We start from the raw sequence: 20,675 nt of genomic DNA, 5'->3' as shown, positions 1-20,675 counted from the left end.
ATGATCCTGCGCGCTTCGGCACTTGCCGTCGCTCTTGCTTCGATGCCTGCGCCGTCCGACGCCGGGTCCAGCCGAGCCGATGGAGCGCGCTACACCAACCCCATCATCTACGCCGATTACTCCGACCCCGACGTCATTCGCGTCGGCAAGGATTACTACATGGTGGCGTCCAGCTTCCATTTCTCTCCGGGCATCCCGATACTGCATTCCCGCGATCTGGTGCACTGGTCGATCCTGGGCCATGTGCTGCCCCGCCTGCCTTTCGCGCCCGAGTACGACATGCCCGGGCCCCATAGCCTGACCGACGCAATTTCAAAACCGATCGGCGGAACCCGCTATGCCGGAGGTGTCTGGGCGCCTGCCATCCGGCACCACAAGGGCCTGTTCTACGTATATTGGGCGACGCCGGACGAGGGCATCTTCATGGCAACGGCGGCGAACGCCCATGGGCCGTGGAGTGCGCCGGCCAAGGTGATCGACAAGCCGATGCTGGAAGACCCCTGCCCGTTCTGGGATGACGACGGTCGGGCCTGGCTCGTGCATTCGCGCCATGGCGCCGGGCCGCTGATACTTCACCGCATGAGCGCGGACGGCAAGACCGTTCTCGACGATGGCAAGGTCATCGTAGAGGACAAGCAGAACCTGCCGATCCTGGAAGGCCCCAAGCTCTACAAGCGCAACGGCTGGTACTACATCCTCGCGCCCTTCGGCGGCGTGGAGAAAGGCGCGCAGGCAGCGCTTCGCTCGCGTTCCATCGAAGGGCCTTACGAGGCGCGCACGGTTCTGGCGCAGGGCTCCACGGCACTGGCAGGCCCGCATCAGGGCGGCTGGGTGGAAACGCCATCGGGCGAAGGGTGGTTCATCCACTTCAACAGCACGGGGGCGTTCGGTCGCATCACTTATCTTGAGCCGGTGCGATGGCAGGACGATTGGCCGGTAATCGGGGAACTGCGCCCCGGCTCCGCGATCGGCCAGCCCGTCATGGAACACGCCATGCCGAACACCGGCGCGTATAGGGGCGATGTGCGGCTGCAGGCATCGGACGAATTCGCCGGATCAGTGCTCGGACCTCAGTGGGAATGGAACCACAATCCCGACGATCGCCTGTGGAGCCTTCGCGCACGGCGGGGATTTCTCCGCCTCACCGCCAGCCACGCCGATCATCTCGTCACCGCGCGAAACACCGTAACCCAAATCCTGCAGGGACCGTCGAGCCGCATCACCGCACGGATCGACATCGGCGCCATGGCCAATGGGCAGCGCGCCGGATTGACCCTGTTCGGCGTGAAGCCCAGCTGGATCGGCATCGTCCGCAGCGATGGCGTTTCGCGCCTCACCATCGCCTCCGCGGGAGCGGAAACGCCGGGGCCGGCGATCTCGGCATCCACCGTCCAACTGCGGGCGGAAGTCACCGTCGACCAACGGGTGCGCTACAGCTACAGTCTTGATGGCCGCACCTTCCAGCAGATGGGCGATGCCGTGCCGCTTGCCCGGTTTTCCTGGTGGAAAGGGTCGCGCCCCGGCGTCTTCACTTTCAACCGCAACAAGGCAGAAGGGGTGATCGACGTGGACTGGTTCCGCGTCGAAGCCCCCGCGCCTGCGATGCGCAAGGGAGCATAGTCATGAACCGCCGCCTTTTCCTGCGCGCGACCGCAGGCGGCATGGCTGGCGCCGGCGCACTTCGCCTTGCCCCGGCGATGGCCCGTGCCGACCCTGCCGCAACGACGCCCCGATTTGCCACTGCCAACCGCAAATGGCAGGCGGCTTACGACAGGGCGCTGCAGGTTCTTGCGGCGAACGTCCAGATCATGCCCTACATCAGTCGGCCCGTGCTCATCGAAGGAGCGGTCTACAAGGGTATCTGGCAGGAATGCGGGCCGCACGAGGCGTTGGTTTATCGCAAGTTCCGCCCCGATGTCGCGCGCAACAGCCATATGACCTTCTTCGAACTGCAACGTGCTGACGGGCAGCTTCCGGCCAACAACAAAGTCGCCGAAACCGGGTTCGGGCAGATCCAGATGGTCGTGCCGATCGCGGCAACGGCGTGGGAACTGGCGCGGGCCACCAGCGACGAAGCGCTGTTGGAAGCGGCCTATCGCGCGTGCGCGGCCTGGGACGGGTGGTTGATGCGCTATCGCAACACGCGGGGCACCGGCCTTGTCGAGGGTTTCTGCACGTACGACACCGGGCATGACAACAGTCCCCGCTGGGCCGGGATGCCGAACCAGTGTCCCAACAAGGATGCCCGCACCTACCATCCCATCGCCACCCTGCCCCGGCTTTGTCCCGACCTGTCCGCCACCGTTCACGGTGGACGGCGCGCGCTTGCCGAAATGGCGCAGGCGCTGGGCAGGACAGGCGAAGCGGACCGGTGGAGCGAGCAGGCGGCCCATATCCGCCGCCTGATCCTGGAAAAGCTCTATGTATCGGAAGATGCCGCCTTCTACGATCTGGATGCGAAGGGTGAATTCGTTCGCGTGCGGTCGGACATCCTTTCGCGCGTCTGTGGCGAGCATGTGCCGGATCAGGCGCTGTTCGATACTCTCTGGGAGCGGCAGCTGCACAATCCGGCGGCGTTCTGGGCGGCCTACCCGCTGACTTCGGTCGCCATGGACGACCCCGCCTTCGTGGGCACGATCCCCGCGAACAGCTGGGGCGGTGCCACGCAGGCGTTGACCGCCCTGCGCGCGGGCCGCTGGTTCGATCATTATGGACGATCCGCGCAATTCACCCGGATGATGGACCAGTGGTGCGCGGCACTCATGGCCGACATGACCTTCCGCCAGCAGATGGACCCGCGCACGGGCGCCTTCACCCATGCCGAGGCTGCCGATTATTCGCCCGCAGCGCTCGTCATGATCGACTACAGCTGGCGTCTGGTTGGCGTCTGCGAAGAAGCGGACGATCTGCACTGGAACGCGCGCCCAGCCCATCCTGCGGCACAGGGTACCCGCCTGTCGGTGCCGCTCGACGGTGGCGGAGAAGCGGCGATCGTCTATCGCGACAATGGGGCGGATCTGATGATCAGCGGCAAACCGGTTGCACGCATTTCAGGCGGCACGGTGCGCCTCGTGACGGACAAGCAGGGCGTCGGACGCCATCTCGTGGGCGTCGAGGAAACACCCCAGACGATTAGCCTGAAGCTGCCCCGCCGCCCGATGCGCCGCCTCACCCTGCGCCCGAACCAGAAGGTTGCCTTGTGACCATCGAACAAAGCGCCCTGCCCTTCACCCGTCGTTCGCTGCTGGCCGCCGGTGCGGCGCTTGCCTTGCCGCTTCCGGCTGCTGCGGCCCGATCTCCCTCTTCCCTTGCCGCGCTGGGGGCGGCCAAGGGGATCCGCTTCGGCAGCACCATCGGCGGGAAGACCATGGCCGATCCGCGCTACCGCCAGTTGAATGCCGCAGAATGCGCGCTGATCGTCCCGGAAAACGAGATGAAGTGGGCGGCCCTGCGACCCGATGCCCGCCATTTCGATTTTCGCGCAGCCGACCGCATCGTTGCATGGTCCACCGCGAACGACATCGGCGTTCGGGGCCATACACTGCTCTGGCACAGTGAGCGCTGGATGCCGCAATGGGTGGCGGACCACGATTACGGTTCAAGCCCGGCCATCGAGGCTGAGCGCCTTCTGGTCGATCATGTGGCTACCGTAGCCGGGCGCTATGCCGACCGGGTGGACAGCTTCGATGTCGTGAACGAAGCCATAGACTCCGAGACCGGGAAGTTGCGGGAAACGGCGCTGTCCCGGCATCTGGGAGCGATCGAAACCCTGGAGCTGGCGTTCCGGGCCGCAAGGCAGGCTGCACCCGAAGCGCAGCTTGTCTACAACGATTACATGGGCTGGCGCAGCGACGAGGGGCTGCATCGCGATGCTGTACTGCGGTTGCTGGAACAACTGCGCAAACGCCGCGCGCCCGTCGATGCACTTGGCGTGCAGAGCCATCTTGGCAGCAAGTTCAGCGACACCCCGACGGGCCTCGGCTCCCTTGACGAGACGGCATGGCGCCGTTTCCTTGACGAGGTGACCGGCATGGGGTTCGACCTGTTGGTGACGGAGATGGATGTCCACGAAAACCCCCTGCCCGGCGACATTGCCGTCCGCGATGCCCAGGTGGCGGCTCATGCCAGGGCCTACCTCGATCTGATGCTGTCCTACCCGCAAACAAAGACTGTCATCTGCTGGGGCCTGTCGGACCGCTACAGCTGGCTTGGCGACTTCAGGCAGCGGCCCGACGGATTGCCAAAGCGGCCAAGCCCTTTCGATGCGAACTACAAGCGCAAGCCATTCCGAGACGCCATTGCGGCAGCGTTCAACGCCGCCGCACCGCGCTGAGTACACGAAGCGCAGGGCCTTGCGCCATGCTGCTGCAGTGGCAGGCACGATCAGGTGGCATTCATGCTTTTGGGATAAGCTGCCGGTTCCGCCGCGAAGGAACCACCATGCTGATCCGCAATGCGCCCGACCTCAAGGACTGCGACGTTACCGACGAGGGCCTTTACCTGAAACGTCGCCAGTTCATCGCGGGCGCGGCAGGCATCAGCTTTGCCGGGATCGGCGGCGCGACGCCTGCCGCCGCCGCGCCGCTCAAGTTCAAGCCCAACCGCATGGAGATCGACGAGACGAAAACGCCGCTTGCAGACGTCACAGGCTATAACAATTTCTACGAGTTCGGCACGGGCAAGGAAGACCCTGCGAAATATGCCAAGATGATGCGCTCACGCCCGTGGACCCTGTCGATCGACGGGCTGTGCGAGCGCCCCGGCAGCGTCGACATCGACGAACTCATCAGACGTTTTCCGCTGGAAGAACGCATCTACCGCATGCGCTGTGTCGAGGCATGGTCGATGGTGATCCCCTGGGTCGGCCTGCCGCTTGCAAACCTGCTCAAATCCGTCGGCCCGAAAAGCAACGCGAAATACGTCGCCTTCGAGACTCTGCGTGACCCGCGCCAGATGCCGGGCCAGCGGGGTTCTGTCATACAGTGGCCCTATCGCGAAGCCTTGCGTTTAGACGAGGCGATGAACCCGCTGGTGCTGCTGGCCGTGGGGCTTTACGGCCAGACGTTGCCCAACCAGAACGGGGCACCGATACGGCTTGTGGTGCCCTGGAAATACGGGTTCAAGGGCATCAAGTCGATCGTGCGCATCCGGCTGACCGATCGACGCCCACCGACCAGTTGGCAGATGCTGGCTCCGGCCGAGTATGGCTTCTACGGCAATGTGAACCCTGCGGTCGATCATCCCCGCTGGTCGCAGGCCAAGGAGCGGCGCATCGGCGAGTTCTTCCGCCGCAAGACACTGCCTTTCAACGGCTATGGCGAGCAGGTTGCGCACCTCTATCGCGGCCTTGATCCGCGAAAGCTCTACTGATGGCGCGGACGCATGCGCTGCGCCTTCAATCCGCGCTGGTCTGGCTGCTATGCGCGGCGCCCCTGATCCTGATTTTCTACTGGGGGTTCACCAGCCAGCTTACCGCCAATCCGGTCGAATTCGTCCTGCGTGACCTGGGGCTATGGGGGTTGCGTTTCCTGTGCGTTACGCTGGCCGTCTCCGCGTTGAACCGATACCTGAAGATGCCCGGCCTGATGCGCTACCGGCGAAGGATCGGACTATGGGCGTTTGCCTATATCGCGATGCATCTGACGGTATATCTAGGCGCCGCGCACGAGTTCGAGTGGCGGGAAATCGGCATCGACATCGCCAGGCGTCCCTACATCACCATCGGCATGGCAGCCTTCGCACTGCTGATTCCGCTGGCGATCACATCCTTCAATGCGGTGCGGCGACGGATGAAGCCCCTTTCCTGGCAGCGACTGCACAGGCTGGTCTATGTCATCGCCGTGATGGGCGTGGCGCACTACTTCCTGCTGGTGAAGGCAGATACCCGCAGCCCCATCCTGTACGGCGCCATCGTGGCAGTTTTCGTGGCCATGCGATTGCTCATGCCCAAGCGGCGGCGCAGCGCGGCGTGAAATCAGCTTGTGAACAATTGCACTGAATCGAAGTAGTCCAGCAATGCCCGTACCCGGGCTGCCGCACGATCCTCCGCTGCGTAGAGGGCGTGAATGTCCTCGCCATCGCCGGGGTTGAGGTCGGGCATGACCTCGACCAGACGCCCGGCCCGGATGTCCGCCGCGACATGGAAGGCGCCGTGCCGGGCGATGCCGCAGCCGGCGACTGCCATCCGGCGGACCACTTCGCCCGAATTGCCGAAGAATCGCCCCTCCACCGGCTTTTGAACGACCCGTCCGCCCACTCGAAACGGCCAACTGTCCACCGAACGTCGAAAGCTGAAACGCAGGCAGTCATGCGCGTCGAGGTCGTCGGGCCGTTCCGGCGTTCCCCGACGTGCCAGATAGTCCGGGCTTGCCACAAGCATCATGCGGCTGTGTCCCAGCTTCTTGGCGCGCAGCCGCGTATCGCGCAGCGGCCCGATCCGGATCGCGACGTCGGCTCGTTCCTCGACCAGATCGACGATGCTGTCGGTCAGGGTCAGCTCGACTGTCACAGCCGGGTAACGCTCCGCAAAGCCCGGCAGGACCGGGATCAGGCATTCCACCCCGAAAGACGGAGAGGCATTGACGCGCAGCAGCCCGCGCGGATCCTGGCTTTCCTGCCCAAGGCTTCCTTCGACTGCAACCATGTCGGCGATCAGAACGCTCATCCGGTCACGATAGGAGATGCCCTCTGGCGTCAATGCAAGGGAGCGCGTGGTTCGCCGCAGCAGCGTCACTCCCAGCCGTTTCTCCAGCCGGGCGATTGATCGGCTGACGGCCGACGGCGTCAGCCGAAGTACCCGGGCAGCATCGGCAAAGCTGCCTTGGGCTGCGACGCTCAGGAAAATCTCTATGTCGCCGAAACGATTGTCCATGATTTAGATTCACTTCTGAATTGATGAAGCGCATTCTAATCATCAATGCGTCAGGTGTCTATTTTCCGGTCAGTTCAACGCCAGTTCCAGGAGTCACCATGGACCTCAACCTTACCGGCAAGACCGCCATCGTCACGGGATCCACCGCCGGCATCGGCCTTGCAATCGCCAGGCGCCTTTCGCAGGAAGGTGCCGCTGTCACCATCACCGGGCGCAATCAAGCCAAGCTCGACGCCGCAGCAGCCGAAATCGGGGGCAGCGTCAATCCGGTGCTTGCCGACCCGGCCACGGCCGAAGGGGCTGCGGCGCTGATCGCCGCTGTCCCTGACACCGACATCCTCGTCAACAATCTGGGCATCTACGAGGCGAAGGACTTTACAGAGATCCAGGACGAGGATTGGCACCACCTGTTCGAGGTCAACGTGGTCAGCGGCGCCCGTCTCGCTCGCCATTACTTTCCGCGGATGCTGGAGAAGAACTGGGGCCGCGTCCTCTTCATCGCCAGCGAAAGCGGCCTGCTGCCTCCCGCCGAGATGATCCACTACGGCATGACCAAATCAGCCCAGCTTTCGATTTCGCGCGGCCTTGCCGAGCAGACCCGGGGCACGGGCGTCACGGTAAACAGCGTCCTTCCCGGACCTACGCGGTCGGAAGGGATCGTCGAGTTCATCCGCTCCGTCGTCGAAAACAAGGATGCGACGGAAGCAGAACGCGAGGTGGAGTTCTTCACGAAGCTGCGCCCGCTGTCTCTCATCAAGCGTCTGATCGAAGCGGATGAAGTGGGTGCAATGGTCGCCTATCTGGCCAGCCCGCTGGCTGCCGCTACCAACGGCGCGGCGCTGCGCGTCGAAGGCGGGATAATTCCGACGATCGCCTGACAGCCCTTTACACACGTCACAAGTCCTTTACGATACGATCGTATTCTAAAAGGACTTGCGCGTGGGCCGCCGAAATACCATTGATCGGGAACACGTCCTCAAGGCAGCCGAAGCGCTCGTTTCGGAACAAGGCTCCGGCGCCTTGACGATTGCGGCTGTGGCAGAGGCTGCGGGCATCACCAAAGGCGGCGTCCAGTCCTGCTTCGGCTCCAAGGAAGCCCTGATCGCGGCCATGCTCCAGCGGTGGCTGGCCGAATATGAACTGCAATTCGCCCAATCCCTGGCCGATCGCACCGACGCGATCAGCCGGGTTGCGGCACATGTCGCGGTGACTCGCGACGATGATGCCGGTTCGCAGGCACGCGCCGCGGGCCTTCTGGCAATGTTGATCCAGCACCCCGAGCATTTGAAGGACAGCCGCGACTGGTACGCGCGCCGCATCTCTGAACTCGACCTCGCAAAGCCTGCGGAACGGCGCGCAATGGCTGCCTTCCTGGCGGCAGAGGGAGCGTTCTTCCTTCGATTCCTGGGTCTTCTACCCATGGACGATCAGCTTTGGCGATCGATGTTCGAAGAGATCGCGGCGCTGGCATCGCCGGAGGTACACTCGATGGCCCAACCATGAATTCGTCAGCGTTCCGCTGAAAAAGCGGCAATGACAAATGATGGCCGACGCCCTGCCCCGTCCCTGATCCTGTGAACAAGGAAGATCGATGTCGCAATCTGCCACCGGGCAGCGATCCAACCGCGCCGCCACTCGCCTGGCTTTCCTGGTCGCTGGCTTCGGGATCGCGTGTTGGGCGCCTCTGGTGCCTTATGCCAAGCAGCGCCTTGGCGTGGAGGAAGGCGCGTTCGGCCTCCTTTTGCTGTGTATCGGCATCGGTTCGATCGTGACTATGACGTTCGCCGGTGGCCTGAGCGCGCGATATGGGACGCGCCGGGTGATCGTCGCAGGGGGCATTGGCCTGGCGCTTTTGCTGCCGCTGCTGGCGACGGCTTCGACCGGTCTCACGCTGGCGATGGCGCTGCTGGTCTTCGGTGGGTCGCTTGGATCCATAGACGTTGCCATGAACATCCATGCCGCCGAAGCGGAGACCGCCAGCGGCAAGCCGCTGATGTCCGGCTTCCATGCGCTGTTCAGCATCGGCGGCTTTGCGGGATCGGGCTTGATGACGGCATTGCTTGCTGGTGGGTTCCCCGCCTTGGGCAGCGCGCTGGCATGTGCGGCGATCATCGTTCTTCTGGTTTTCATTGCGTGGCCGCGCCTGATCCTCACGCGCAACCGCGACGACGGCCATGCCCTGGCAATGCCGTGCGGTCCGGTCGTGCTCCTCTCCGTCCTCGCCGCTGTGATCTTCCTTGCGGAGGGCGCGTTGCTCGACTGGAGCGCGCTTCTTCTCACCGAGCAAGGCCATGTCGAAGAAGGGCAAGGCGGTATCGGATACATACTGTTCGCCGTCGCCATGACGGCAGGCCGTCTGGCAGGCGATCGCCTCACCACCGGCATCGGTGACAGCGCGACCTTGTTAGGTGGCGGCATGCTCACGGTGTTGGGCTTCGTCGTTCTGCTGGCTTGTCCGATCACGACGATCGCGCTTTCGGGGTTCCTTCTGATCGGTCTGGGGGCGTCCAACATCGTCCCGGTATTGCTAAGGCAGGCCGGACGCCAGAAGGTCATGCCTGTCGCTCTTGCCATCGGCGCGATCACCACATTGGGGTATGCGGGCATCCTCGCCGGACCGGCCGGCATCGGTTTCGTCGCGCAGGCCGTTGGCCTGCCAGCGGCGTTCTGGCTCGTCGCGGCGCTGGTATTCTTCGTGCCGCTATGCGCTACACGCGCGACCCGCCGCGAGAGTTAACGGCAGTCGTACAGCGCGCAAAGTGGTCCAACTAAGCTATAAGCTAAAGGTCTGCACTTCCCAACGCACCCAGCAACTTGGCAAGCAACAGGCTGAGCTGCTCCTGCTCGCGCTGGTCCAGGCCGCTTACGATGCTGCGCTGGTTGGCGACATGCAAGCCTATGAGCGAGTCGATGAGGCGCAGTCCACCGGCCGTCAGCGCTACCAGCGTCCCGCGCCTGTCCGCGGGGTTTGCGCGGCGTTCGACCAGCCCGGCCTTCTCCAGCCGGTCGACCCGATTGGTCATGCTGCCCGAGGAGATCATGGCAGCCTCGTAGAGGTCGGTCGGTGTCAACGCATGCGGTGCTCCACTGCGGCGCAAGGTGGCAAGGACATCGAATTCGCCCGGCTGAAGGCCATGTTTGACGAAAAGCGGATTGAGCCTGTCCCGCGCCGCAGTCAGCGTCACTTCCCCCAGACGGCCCAGCAGCACCATCGGCCCGGTATCAAGATCCGGTCGTTCCTGCGCCCATTGGGCGGCAGCCCGTTCTGCCCTGTCCATCGCCATGCTCACTGTCTTGACGTAGAGATATATGTCTCTACGTAGAGCTACATTCAAACACCGCGCGATTGCAAGCGTATCCGCCCCCATCGGAGTATTGTTATGCCCGGACCGTCCGGCCGCCTGCCGTTCGCGGCCCTGATCCTGCTCATCGGCATCAATTTGCGCCCCTCGCTCGCATCGATCGGTCCCCTGCTTGACCAGATTCAGCGTGACACCGGGCTGGACGATACCAGCGCCAGCCTACTGACCAGCTTGCCGGTGTTGCTGATGGGCCTGTGCCTGCTCGGCACCGGAAGGGTCCAGGCGACGCTGGGTCGCCGGGGCGGTGTCGCGGCGGGGCTTGCCGCTCTGGCATTTGCCGGGCTGGCACGGTGGCTATGGCCGACGGTCCCCGCCCTGTTAGCCAGCGCGGTGGTGGGCGGCGTGGGCATTGCCGTCGTGCAGGCGCTGATGCCGGCGATCATTCGCGAACGCGCAGGCGCGCAAACGGCGATGTTGATGGGCTTCTACTCCACCGCGATCATGGGCGGTGCCGCGCTTGCCAGCTTTGCCGCCCCCCGCCTCGCGCTCGCTCATGGCTGGGCGGCGGGAACGGGTGTCTGGGCGCTGCCTGCGCTTGTCGGCCTGATGGTCTGGTGGAGGGCGATGGGCAACCTGGGGCAACCCGCCTCGGTCAGGACGGCAAGCATGGTATCGCGTAACAGCCGAAGCTGGCTGCTGCTGTCCTTCTTCGGCCTTGGCACGGGCGCCTATACGCTCGTCCTTGCCTGGTTGCCGCCTTACTACACGGGGCTGGGCTGGTCGGCACAGAATGCCGGTGCCCTGCTGTCCGCCCTCACCATTGCCGAAGTTGCCGCTGGTACCGGTGTCGCCCTGGCCGTGGACCGTTTCCCGGACCGGCGACCGCTGATGCTGCTGGCCGCCGGTACTCTGTTTGTCGGGCTGCTCTGCCTTGCCTTCGCACCGCTGGCACTGTCATGGCTCGCGGCCCTGCTTTGCGGCCTGGGCATCGGCGCGTTGTTTCCCCTTGGACTGATCGTGGCCATGGACCATGGCACGGATGCAGTGGAGGCCGGGCAGATTGCCGGCTTCGTGCAAGGCGGCGGCTATGTGCTGGCTGCCTTCCTGCCTCTTATCGCGGGGGTGCTCCGCCAGCATCTTGCCGATCTGGCCCCTGCATGGTGGCTGATGGCCGCATTGTGCCTCGTTCTGGCACTCATCGCAGTCCGACTTCGACCCGGCGCACGGATCACGTCATAGGTTCTAGAGGAGCTTGGTTCGCGCTCCGGCAAACGACGTCTTCAGAAAAATAACAGCAACGCATTTTCACAAAGCTGCAACATAGCGCGCCTAACGGCTCCCCAGCGTCACCCGCTCCGCGACGTGTTCAACGGGAAGAATCATGAAATCTAAGCGCTATTGGGCAGCGTCGACCGCGCTCGCCCTGCTTGCACCTGCATGTCTTGCAACGACCGCCCATGCCGCCGAAGCGGCACCTGATGCTGCCGCAGACGCAGCGGATGGCAGCGGCCTTGGCGAAATCCTGGTCACCGCGCAGAAGCGCCCGGAAAATCTCCAGGAAACGCCGATTTCCATTTCGGTCATGCGCAGCGATGACCTGACCAACCGTCACGTCACATCGCTGGTGGATCTGGGCGACGGTGCTATCCCCTCGCTGAAAGTGGCGCCGTTCTATTCGCGCAATTCGGCGCTCATCGTGAACATTCGCGGCATCGGCGTGCTCTCGGACGGCAACCAGCCTGCCCGTGATCAGGGCGTCGGCGTCTACATCGACGGCGTGTATCTGGGCCGTGCCCAGGGCCTTGGCACTGCCCTGTTCGACATCGAGAACATCGAAGTCCTCAAAGGCCCGCAAGGCACCCTGTTCGGCCGCAATACCGAAGGCGGCGCGGTCAACATAGTGACCAAGAAGCCCAGCGGCGAATTCCACGTCAATGCCACCGGCGGCCTTGGCAACTTCGGCACGTACAAGGGCGAAGTGCACGTGGACCTGCCCACGATCGCCAACGTAGCGCTCAAGATCAACGGCGTCGTCGCGCATCGCGATCCGCTGGTGAAGAACCCGCTGGCCGGTGCGGACGGTTTCAACCAGTACGACAAGCAGGGTCTGCATGTCGAAGCGCTATGGAAACCGGCACCGAATTTCAGCGCGGATTACAGCTTCGACATCTCGAAGGACGAATCTACCTCACTGTACCTGAACCTTGTCGGTGCCGGCACCAATAAGCAGGCCGCGCTGGGAACGGTCCAGCCCGACCGCGTCAGGACCGCCAACGTCGGCGTGCCTCAGCAGCCCAGCGTCGGCAAGGTCCATGGCCATCGCCTGACCCTTGAATGGGATGCCATGCCGGACCTGACGATCAAGTCCATCAGTTCGTACCGCAAACTGGAACAGAGCCAGTGGGACAACGGCTCCGCCTCCACCACGATGTCGAACACTACCGGCAACTTCACCAATGTGCAGTTCGCCCGGTACAGCCTTGCCATGTTCGGCCAGAACCAGTGGAGCCAGGAAGTTCAGGCGATCGGCGATACGGGCCGCGTGAAGTACGTTGCTGGCGCGCTCTACTACCGTGAGCATGTCTCGGACAATGCGCAGGCCTTCTACACTAATCAGTTCACCAATGCCGCCGGTTCGGCTTACGTGCTGCGCCAGATCGACTACGGTGCACAGGCGATCGACCGCGCCAGCCATGTCACCACCCGGAGCATCGGCGCTTTCGGCCAGGCCACCTGGACCCCGGCGTTGATGAACGACGCCATCCATCTGACCGGCGGCCTGCGCTGGACCAAGGACATGAAGCACGGCGCGCTGACCATCGTGAACAATGCCCTGCCCATCAACCGCAACGGTGTGGCGGGCGAAATCGATCTCGACGCAAGCTGGTCGCGCGTGGACCCGATGGTCAACCTCGCGGTCGACCTGTCACGCGACGTCCATGTCTACGGAAAGTGGAGCACGGGCTATAAGTCCGGCGGTGCCAATTCGCGATCGCAGAACTATGACGCGTTCAACCCCGAAACGGTGTCGATCTTCGAAATCGGCGCCAAGACCGAGTTCTTCGACAACCACGCCCGCTTCAACATCGCGGCCTATGCGGGCAGCTACAAGGACATCCAGGTAGACTTCCAGCGCCCGTATGAGACTGGCGGGGTGCGCACCACGCGTACAACCACGTCGACGATCAACGCACCGGGCACCGGTGGCATCCACGGTATCGAGGCCGAACTGACGGTCAACCCGGTGAACGGCCTGACTTTGGGCGCTTCCTACGCGTACCAGTACGTCAACATTCCGGCGACCGTGAACCCTTACCCGAACGCTGCAGGCGTCATCAGCACTCTGGCTGTGCCGATCTACCAGACTTACACGCCGCGCCATTCGGCCAGCGGCACGGTGGACTATGAACTGCCGTTCGACGGGTTCACCGTGCGCGCGCATCTGGATGGCAACTTCGACTCCGGATTCTACGCCAATGTCACCGATCCGGTCTACACCGCCCCTGATGCCGCCGGTAACGTCTATCAGCCGAAGGGGGACAAGGCGTTCATCGTCAACGGTCGCCTCTCGGTGGCCGACATCGCGGTGGGCACCGGCGACGCGAAGGTGAGCTTCGCGGTCTGGGCGCGCAATCTCTTCAACGAACAGCACCTGTTCTACAAGGCGCTGAGCCCCACATCGGGCCTCAACGGCTTCTTCAACGAACCGCGCACGTTCGGCGGCGAGATGAACATCCGCTTCTGACCCGGCCCTGCGATGCGGGAATGGTGGACTGCGTCCTCCGGAAAGCGGTCCACCACCTCGTAGTCAGCCAAATCGAGGATACAAGATCATGAAGATGCTGCCCGTTCTGGCTATCCTGCTTGCTGGCGCCCAACCTGTGGTGGCCTATGCCGCATCGCTGGAGGCACCCCGCGTGTCGCGTGACACGCCGGGCCAGTTGACGGTGACGTGGACAGGTAACGATCCGGTCGACGTGTTCGTGTCCAGCGATCCGACCGCAAGGATCGAGAAGATGAGGCTGGTTTCCAAGGCCGACAGCGACGGTCGTGAAACAGTTCCGGTGAAAGCGGGTCAGCGCCTGTACTTCATGCTGAGGGATCGCTCCGGCAACACCACGCGCGTCGGCGAACGGGTATTGCCACTGCAACAGGCTTCGAATTTCCGGGACGTCGGCGGTTATCCGGCAGCAGATGGCAAGCACGTGCGCTGGGGTCTGATCTATCGCTCGGGCGGGCAGCCGCTGCTCAGCGATACGGATGTAGAGCAGGTCGGCACGCTGGGTCTTTCGCATCAGGTGGATTTGCGTTCCAGCGAGGAGCGCGCGCTGGCTCCATCGCGGATCGTGGGCGTGCCCTACGAAGCGATCGGCTATTCGATGAGCGCGCTGCTGAAGAGCGATGCTCCGACCAATGGAGAAGGCATCTATCGCAGGATGCCGGTGATGCTCGCTCCGCACCTCAAGCTGGTGTTCCGCGACCTGCTGGCGCGCGATGGCGCGATTGCCTACAACTGTTCGGCAGGACAGGATCGGACGGGCTTCGTCACCGCGATGATCCTGTCAGCGCTGGGCGTTCCGCGCGACACGATCGTCACCGATTATCATCTGTCCACCGCGCTGCGTCGGCCCGAGTGGGAAATGCCCAGGATCGATGCCGCCGCGCACCCCGGCGATCCCGCAGCGGCGTTGTTCGCCCGATACCAGCAGGATCCCGCCGCCGCCACGCCGCAACCCCTGAAGACCGCCGACGGGACTGCTTTCCTGACTTATGCCTTCGCGGAAATCGAGACGAAGTGGGGGTCGGTCGACAATTATCTGGCACAGGAGATTGGCGTGTCCCGGGCCGACATCACGAAGTTGCAAGCCGCCTATCTTGAGTAGGGTCGCTGGCCTTGGCGGGGCGGCGTCAGTTGCGGCGCATCCGCGCAATGTTCTTGGGCCCGCTATATAGTCGCGCGGAAAGGCGGCAGTGCCGTATTTCATGCATCGTCATCGTTGCCGGAACACTGCCACTACAGCAGGGCCAACACCGCAGCCGCTGTAGCCCCCAACGAGACGATGGGCGCGATTCAGTCATCCACACGAATAAACGGCAGGGATTTTCAGCGCCCCGCCCGCCCGTAAGCGCGACCCAGGCTGGCGGAACTGGAGTACCCAAGGCGGAACGCGGCCTGCTGCAGCGTGACACCCTGCTCCAGCAATCTGTCGATGTGGTCCATCCGCAGTTGTTGATACCACTTGCCGGGGGAAAGCCCCGTTTCCTGGCGGAAAGCACGGGTGAAGGTCCGGCGGCTCATGCCCGCCCTCACCGCCCAGACATCGAGATCCAGCCGTTGCGCCGGTTGCCGGACAAGCTCTTCGCAGATGTCGCGGAGCCGGGGGGATTGCGGCATGATCGGCGCTGTACCGGCCACGTCAGTTGCACGTTCGATTTCGTTCAGGATCAGGTTGCACATGGGCCCCTGTCGATCGGGCGCCGCATCCGAACCCTCTTCGATGAGTGCCTCGATCAGGGCATGAAGAAGATCGCTTACTTCCATGACCCGCACCGTGTCAGGCTGCGGCGCAAGGTCCGGCGCTGCGTAGAACGCATTGTACGCTGCCGGCCCGCGACATGTCACCTCATGCACCACGTCGGCGGGGATCCACACGCCCCGTCCCAGAGGAAGGAAGATGCGGCGGTCCGCGATCCTGACGATCGAGAAGCCTTCGATGCGATAGGAAAACTGCGCACGGTCATGGGTGTGCGGCGGATCGTAGTAGCCATCCGCCTGGCTCCCCCGGAATGGCACGATGGTCCCGTGACGTGGCAGGTCGGCACTGCGGATCACCAGTGGCGGAAGATCCGGTGGAGCGGACTGCGGAAAATTCATCACGTAAGCCTGTAGTTCCGTTGGAAAGCAGATCGGGCCAAATCGATGCCGATCGGGCCAAAGCTCCCTTTCATTATTGCGAGTGCTTCGCAAGATAAATAAGCGCGGGTTCATCGCGGGCAGAGCCGCAACAGGGTGGCACCAAACCATTCCGAAAACAGGAGGACTTATGTTCAAAAAGATGAAGCGCGCAGCCGTGCCGGGCTGCGCGCTGATCGCCATCGCCACGTCCAACGCGCACGCACAGGCGGCATCAGGCGCGGCAGACGGCGGCCGGACTACGCAGACCTACATCGACGAAATCCTGGTCACCGGTCGTACCGAGGGGTACCAGACCGGGGAGACGAACACCGCGACCAAGCTGCCATCGACCCTGCGCGAAACGCCGCAGTCGGTTACCGTCATAACCCGGCAGAGGATCGAGGACTTCAACCTCATCACCGTTCAGGATGTGCTGGAGCAGACGCCGGGTGTCTCCGTTCAGTCCTATGACTCCAGCCGTACCCGCTTCCAGGCGCGCGGCTTCACCATCACCAACTTCCAGCTCGATGGCGTGCCTTCCAACTTCAACGTGGGTGCCAGCGGCAACAGCGTGATGCCCGATACGTCCATCTTCGAACGGATCGAGGTCGTTCGCGGTGCAGCCGGGCTCGTTACGGGAACCGGCGATCCGTCCGCCACCATCAATCTCGTTCGCAAGCGCCCGACCGAAGAGCTGAAGGCGAACGCCAGCCTGAACTACGGATCGTGGGACTATGTGCGCGCGGAGGCGGATGTCGGCGGTCCATTGATCTCCAGCGGACGCATCCGGGCCCGTGCCGTGGCAGCGTACACCTCGCGCGGGAGCTACCTCGATTTCCAGCACGATCGATCCCCCAGCCTCTACGGCGTGATCGAAGCGGACATAACGGCCACCACCCGTCTTCGTGCCGGTGTCGATTACCTGACCACCGACAGCCAGGGCGGCTCATGGAGCGCGGTGCCACTGTTCTGCAGCGACGGGACCCGCACCGATCTGCCCCGCTCGTACAGCGCGGCGGCCCGGTGGAATAGGTGGCAGCGTGAAAACACCAACGCTTTCGCAACCCTTGAGCAGGAAATCGGCCGCTGGGTTGCGCGCGCGGCGTACAACCGGCGCTGGACCGATACGGAAAGCCTGCTGCTGGCCGGCTCCAACAGCACCTTCTTCCCGGACAGGCAGACCGGCCTTGGCCTGAACGTCGTCAATACCAACGGGGTGTCCCATACCCGGGAGCATTCGCTGGACGGTTATGCCACCGGCCCGCTGCGCCTGTTCGGTCGCGATCACGAAGTCGTGCTGGGGGCCAACCACTACGACCGCGAACTGGAAACCGTGGCCACCACCCTGACCCCGGCCTACGGCTTGCCGACGTTCCGCGTGGGCAACACGACTTATGCCGCATTTCCAAGCATCTTCACTTGGAACGGCGACGTGCCGCGTCCCACCACGGTCGATCGCGGGTTCGCCAGCAGCACGGATCGCACTCGTCAAACCAGCGTCTACGGCGCCGTCCGCCTCAATCCGGTCGACGGGCTGAAGGTCATTCTCGGTGGACGCTACACCGATGTCGACACCACGACGCGCACCTACAACACCACGACCAATCCCGGCGCGCTGACACGCACGGCCAAGAACGGCGATGGCAAGTTTTCGCCTTATGCCGGTGTCGTACTGGACCTGACCGATACCATCTCGGCTTTTGCCAGCTATGCGCAGGTTTTCACCGTTCAGACCCAGCGTGACGAGAACAACGAACAACTGGCACCGCTGACCGGCACCAACTACGAATTCGGGTTCAAGGGGGAGTTCTTCGAAAAGCGCCTCTACGCAGCGATCAGCGGGTTCCACATGCAGCAGGACAATGTCGCCCAGCTGCTGTCTGGCGCCGCGCCGCTGCCGGACGGCAGCACGCCGTACCAGGCCGTCAGCGGAGTCAGGACCTGGGGCGCGGAATTAGAGGTCGCTGGTTCGATCACGCCCGACTGGCGTATCGCGGGCGGCTATACTTACGTGCACAGTGAAAACGCCGATGGCAGCCGTTTTTCTCCGGATACGCCGCAGCATCTGGCCAAGCTCAACACAACGTACAAGATCGGGGCCCTGACCGTAGGCGGCGGCGGCACCTGGCAAAGCCGGATTTACCGAGCGATGCCGATCCCCACCGGAGCTTTCCAGAGCAATGGGCAACCCGTGACCGCTACCGGCAATGTCTCTCAGGCCGGATATGTGTTGCTGGATCTGCTGCTGCGTTACGACCTGTCGCCGAACGTCAGCATCGGCGTCAACGCCACCAACGTTCTGGACAAGACGTATTTCCGTAACGTCGGCTTCTTCAACTCCGGCTGGTACGGACAACCGCGCCGGATCCTTGGCAATCTGCGCTGGCATTTCTGATGAAACGGTGCCTGCGATGCCATGCGCGTTGCAGGCACGGTTTCTGCTTCGGCGCAAGTTCACAGGCCCGGCGCCCGCTCGCATCATTCTTCGGCGCGTGACCCGAACGTAACGGTTACGCGCAGACCCGGCGCGGCGTCGCCGAGTTCGAGGTCGGCGCCCATCCGTTCCACCGTCGCGCGGACGATGGCCAGACCGAGGCCGCTTCCGGTCGGTCCCTGCTCCCCCTGCAACCGTGCGAAGCGTGAGATGGCGAGTTCGCGGGCTTCGGCGGGTATCCCCGGCCCCGTATCCGAAACCGCCAGCCGGATCGCACCGCGGTCGGTGCTCAGTTCAATGCGCGCGGCGCCGCCTCGACGGTTGTAACGGATGGCGTTGTCGACCAGATTGGATAGCATCTCGAACACCAGGGTACGGTGGCCCATGATGCGAAACGGACCGTCGTCGCGACAATCGAGGTGCAGTTCCACGTCCGCCTCTATCGCCTGACGGATACGGCGGGATATCACTGCCTGGCTCAGTTCCTTGAGGTCGATCTCGTGGTCCGGCGGAAGCACCCCGGCCTCGTCCGCGCGGGCCAGGGTCAGCAGTTGCGTCAGCAGGCGTTCGAGCCGGTCGGTCGCCTCTTCTATCTCGTGCAGCGCTTCGGCCGATCCCCGACGGGCAAGTGCCACCTGCACCTTCAGCACGGACAGAGGCGTTCGCATCTGGTGGGAGGCATCGGCGGTAAACCGGCGCATCCCGGTGGTCGCATCGTCCAGCCGGCCCAGCAGACGGTCGAACGATCGCGACAGAGGCCGCAGTTCGCTGGGCAGCGGGCCTGTTCGCAGCGGCGACAGGTCGGGAGCGGCCCGGGTGTCGCGTGCCTCGATCACGCGACGCAGGTCCGCCAGCGGGCGCAGGCTCCAGCCCAGGGCCGGGCGGATCAGCAGCAGGACGATGCCGATCAGCACGAACTCGCCTATCAGCAGCGCCCCCACCAGCCGGTCGCGCAGGTTGCGGCGGTTCTCCAGCGTCTCTGCCACCTGCACCACCACAGGCGCGCCCACTTGCGGCAGGTCGCGGCGGATCTCCGCGATGCGGACCGGCTGACCGCGAAACTGCGCGAAACGAAAGCGCGGTTCCTCTGCGGAAAGCGTGGCGATGTCGGGCGCGGGAAGATCGGCATAGCCCGTCAGCAATGCCGGCCCCACTGCGATGCGGTAATAGACGTTGTCGCGTTCGGTATTCTCCAGCATTCCAAACGCAGCAGGCGGCAGATCGAGCGTGACTTCGCCCCGTTCCACCTGCACCGTCTCTGCGATCGCCCCCAGCGCACCACCCAGCACGCGGTCGTTGGTGCGCCGCACGACGTCGGAAATCAGCACCCAACCTATCAGCCCGAGCACCAGCGCCGGGATCGCCAGCGGCCCCACCATCGCCACCAGAAGGCGATGGCGCAGGGATACGGCGCGGGCGGTACTGCTGGTCACGACCTATCGAGCATGTAGCCGACGCCGCGCACGGTGCGAATTGCGGGGCCATCTGGTGCGAGCTTGCTGCGCAATCGCGTGACATTCACCTCCAGCGCGTTGGAGCCGACCGGATCGTCGAAGCCGAAGACTTCGGCCTGCAGGATGTCTCTCGACACGATCTGTCCCGCCCGCGCTGCCAGCGCTTCCAGCACGGCCCATTCGCGCCGGCGCAGGTCGACATGGCGGCCCGACACTTCCACCCGGCCGGTGGAACGGTTTATGGTCATGGCGCCGATGGCGATTTCAGGCGCTGCGTCGCCCCCGCGCCGCCGTGCCAGCGCCCGAACGCGCGCCTCCAGTTCCTCTACGTCGAAAGGTTTGCGCAAGTAATCGTCTGCGCCAAGATCCAGCCCTCGCACCCGGTCATCGAGCCCGTCGCGCGCGGTCAGCATCAGCACCTGCGACTGGTCCCCGCGAGCGCGCAGCCGGGCCAGCACCTGAAAGCCGTCGATGTCGGGCAGGCCCACGTCCAGGATCACCAGCGAGTACGGCTCGGTCGCGGATACGGACAGCGCCTCTTCCCCGCCCGCCACATGGTCGACCGCATGGCCCGCCGCGCGCAGTAGCGAAACGATCCCGCGCCCGAGGGCGGCGTCATCCTCGACGAGCAGGATCCTCATCCGACAAATCCATGAAAGGTGGGTGACAGGTTGAAAACGTAGAGCATCGAGCGCTGCTTATCCGAACATAGAGGCGG

Annotated in this window: 17 protein-coding genes; 12 read left to right on the top strand and 5 right to left on the bottom strand. The window is 63.9% G+C overall.

Annotated elements, in window-relative coordinates; translation table 11 throughout:
* The 5 genes from GGR40_RS07235 (at window position 1) to GGR40_RS07215 (ending at window position 5,972) form a co-directional block, all read left to right on the top strand.
* Window positions 1-1,620 carry a glycoside hydrolase family 43 protein gene (locus GGR40_RS07235; RefSeq protein WP_429275536.1) on the top strand — a complete coding sequence of 540 codons (1,620 nt, stop codon included), beginning with the start codon at window positions 1-3 and terminating at the stop codon, window positions 1,618-1,620.
* A gap of 2 nt (window positions 1,621-1,622) precedes the next feature.
* Window positions 1,623-3,203 carry an MGH1-like glycoside hydrolase domain-containing protein gene (locus tag GGR40_RS07230; protein ID WP_429275535.1) on the top strand — a complete coding sequence of 527 codons (1,581 nt, stop codon included), beginning with the start codon at window positions 1,623-1,625 and terminating at the stop codon, window positions 3,201-3,203.
* The gene (locus tag GGR40_RS07225; protein WP_429275534.1) at window positions 3,200-4,333 is read left to right on the top strand and encodes an endo-1,4-beta-xylanase; all 1,134 of its coding nucleotides are present in this window, start codon (window positions 3,200-3,202) and stop codon (window positions 4,331-4,333) included. The genes GGR40_RS07230 and GGR40_RS07225 overlap by 4 nt, the downstream gene beginning before the upstream one ends.
* A gap of 107 nt (window positions 4,334-4,440) precedes the next feature.
* Window positions 4,441-5,370 (top strand): protein-methionine-sulfoxide reductase catalytic subunit MsrP, encoded by a 930-nt coding sequence (gene msrP / locus GGR40_RS07220; RefSeq protein WP_429275533.1) that lies wholly within the window; start codon window positions 4,441-4,443, stop codon window positions 5,368-5,370.
* The gene (locus GGR40_RS07215; protein ID WP_429275532.1) at window positions 5,370-5,972 is read left to right on the top strand and encodes a protein-methionine-sulfoxide reductase heme-binding subunit MsrQ; all 603 of its coding nucleotides are present in this window, start codon (window positions 5,370-5,372) and stop codon (window positions 5,970-5,972) included. Before msrP ends, GGR40_RS07215 begins: the two co-directional genes overlap by 1 nt.
* 2 nt (window positions 5,973-5,974) lie before the next feature.
* Here GGR40_RS07215 and GGR40_RS07210 read toward each other — a convergent pair whose 3' ends face one another.
* Entirely contained in the window at window positions 5,975-6,871 is an 897-nt protein-coding gene (locus GGR40_RS07210) for a LysR family transcriptional regulator (RefSeq protein WP_429275531.1), read from the bottom strand.
* A gap of 98 nt (window positions 6,872-6,969) precedes the next feature.
* Here GGR40_RS07210 and GGR40_RS07205 point away from each other — a divergent pair, with 98 nt between their 5' ends.
* From GGR40_RS07205 to GGR40_RS07195, 3 genes are all read left to right on the top strand, one after another.
* Entirely contained in the window at window positions 6,970-7,749 is a 780-nt protein-coding gene (locus GGR40_RS07205; RefSeq protein WP_429275530.1) for an SDR family NAD(P)-dependent oxidoreductase, read from the top strand.
* 61 nt (window positions 7,750-7,810) lie between these two features.
* Complete coding sequence (locus tag GGR40_RS07200) at window positions 7,811-8,374, top strand: TetR/AcrR family transcriptional regulator (RefSeq protein ID WP_429275610.1); 564 nt, start codon at window positions 7,811-7,813, stop codon at window positions 8,372-8,374.
* Window positions 8,375-8,462: 88 nt separating this feature from the next.
* Window positions 8,463-9,608 carry an MFS transporter gene (locus tag GGR40_RS07195; protein ID WP_429275529.1) on the top strand — a complete coding sequence of 382 codons (1,146 nt, stop codon included), beginning with the start codon at window positions 8,463-8,465 and terminating at the stop codon, window positions 9,606-9,608.
* A gap of 43 nt (window positions 9,609-9,651) precedes the next feature.
* On the opposite strand, the gene GGR40_RS07190 is transcribed toward GGR40_RS07195, so the two are convergent.
* Window positions 9,652-10,155, bottom strand: a complete 504-nt coding sequence (locus GGR40_RS07190) for a MarR family winged helix-turn-helix transcriptional regulator (protein ID WP_429275528.1) — start codon at window positions 10,153-10,155, stop codon at window positions 9,652-9,654.
* Window positions 10,156-10,251: 96 nt separating this feature from the next.
* On the opposite strand from GGR40_RS07190, the gene GGR40_RS07185 reads away from it, so the two are divergent.
* From GGR40_RS07185 to GGR40_RS07175, 3 genes are all read left to right on the top strand, one after another.
* Window positions 10,252-11,412 (top strand): MFS transporter, encoded by a 1,161-nt coding sequence (locus GGR40_RS07185; RefSeq protein ID WP_429275527.1) that lies wholly within the window; start codon window positions 10,252-10,254, stop codon window positions 11,410-11,412.
* A gap of 142 nt (window positions 11,413-11,554) precedes the next feature.
* Complete coding sequence (locus GGR40_RS07180) at window positions 11,555-13,918, top strand: TonB-dependent receptor (RefSeq protein ID WP_429275526.1); 2,364 nt, start codon at window positions 11,555-11,557, stop codon at window positions 13,916-13,918.
* 88 nt (window positions 13,919-14,006) lie between these two features.
* Window positions 14,007-15,056, top strand: coding sequence for a tyrosine-protein phosphatase (locus tag GGR40_RS07175; protein WP_429275525.1), 1,050 nt, complete (start codon window positions 14,007-14,009; stop codon window positions 15,054-15,056).
* 221 nt (window positions 15,057-15,277) lie between these two features.
* On the opposite strand, the gene GGR40_RS07170 is transcribed toward GGR40_RS07175, so the two are convergent.
* Window positions 15,278-16,006, bottom strand: coding sequence for an AraC family ligand binding domain-containing protein (locus tag GGR40_RS07170; RefSeq protein WP_429275524.1), 729 nt, complete (start codon window positions 16,004-16,006; stop codon window positions 15,278-15,280).
* A 223-nt stretch (window positions 16,007-16,229) separates the two neighbouring features.
* Between GGR40_RS07170 and GGR40_RS07165 the strand changes: the two genes are divergently transcribed.
* Window positions 16,230-18,464 carry a TonB-dependent siderophore receptor gene (locus GGR40_RS07165; RefSeq protein WP_429275523.1) on the top strand — a complete coding sequence of 745 codons (2,235 nt, stop codon included), beginning with the start codon at window positions 16,230-16,232 and terminating at the stop codon, window positions 18,462-18,464.
* Window positions 18,465-18,547: 83 nt separating this feature from the next.
* On the opposite strand, the gene GGR40_RS07160 is transcribed toward GGR40_RS07165, so the two are convergent.
* Window positions 18,548-19,882 carry a sensor histidine kinase gene (locus GGR40_RS07160; RefSeq protein WP_429275609.1) on the bottom strand — a complete coding sequence of 445 codons (1,335 nt, stop codon included), beginning with the start codon at window positions 19,880-19,882 and terminating at the stop codon, window positions 18,548-18,550.
* A gap of 50 nt (window positions 19,883-19,932) precedes the next feature.
* Complete coding sequence (locus GGR40_RS07155) at window positions 19,933-20,598, bottom strand: response regulator (RefSeq protein ID WP_429275522.1); 666 nt, start codon at window positions 20,596-20,598, stop codon at window positions 19,933-19,935.
* Between the last annotated feature and the right edge of the window lie 77 nt (window positions 20,599-20,675).

The sequence above is a fragment of the Novosphingobium gossypii genome (assembly GCF_050433305.1).
Lineage (GTDB): Bacteria > Pseudomonadota > Alphaproteobacteria > Sphingomonadales > Sphingomonadaceae > Novosphingobium > Novosphingobium gossypii.
This window is presented reverse-complemented; position numbering and strand designations above follow the sequence as displayed.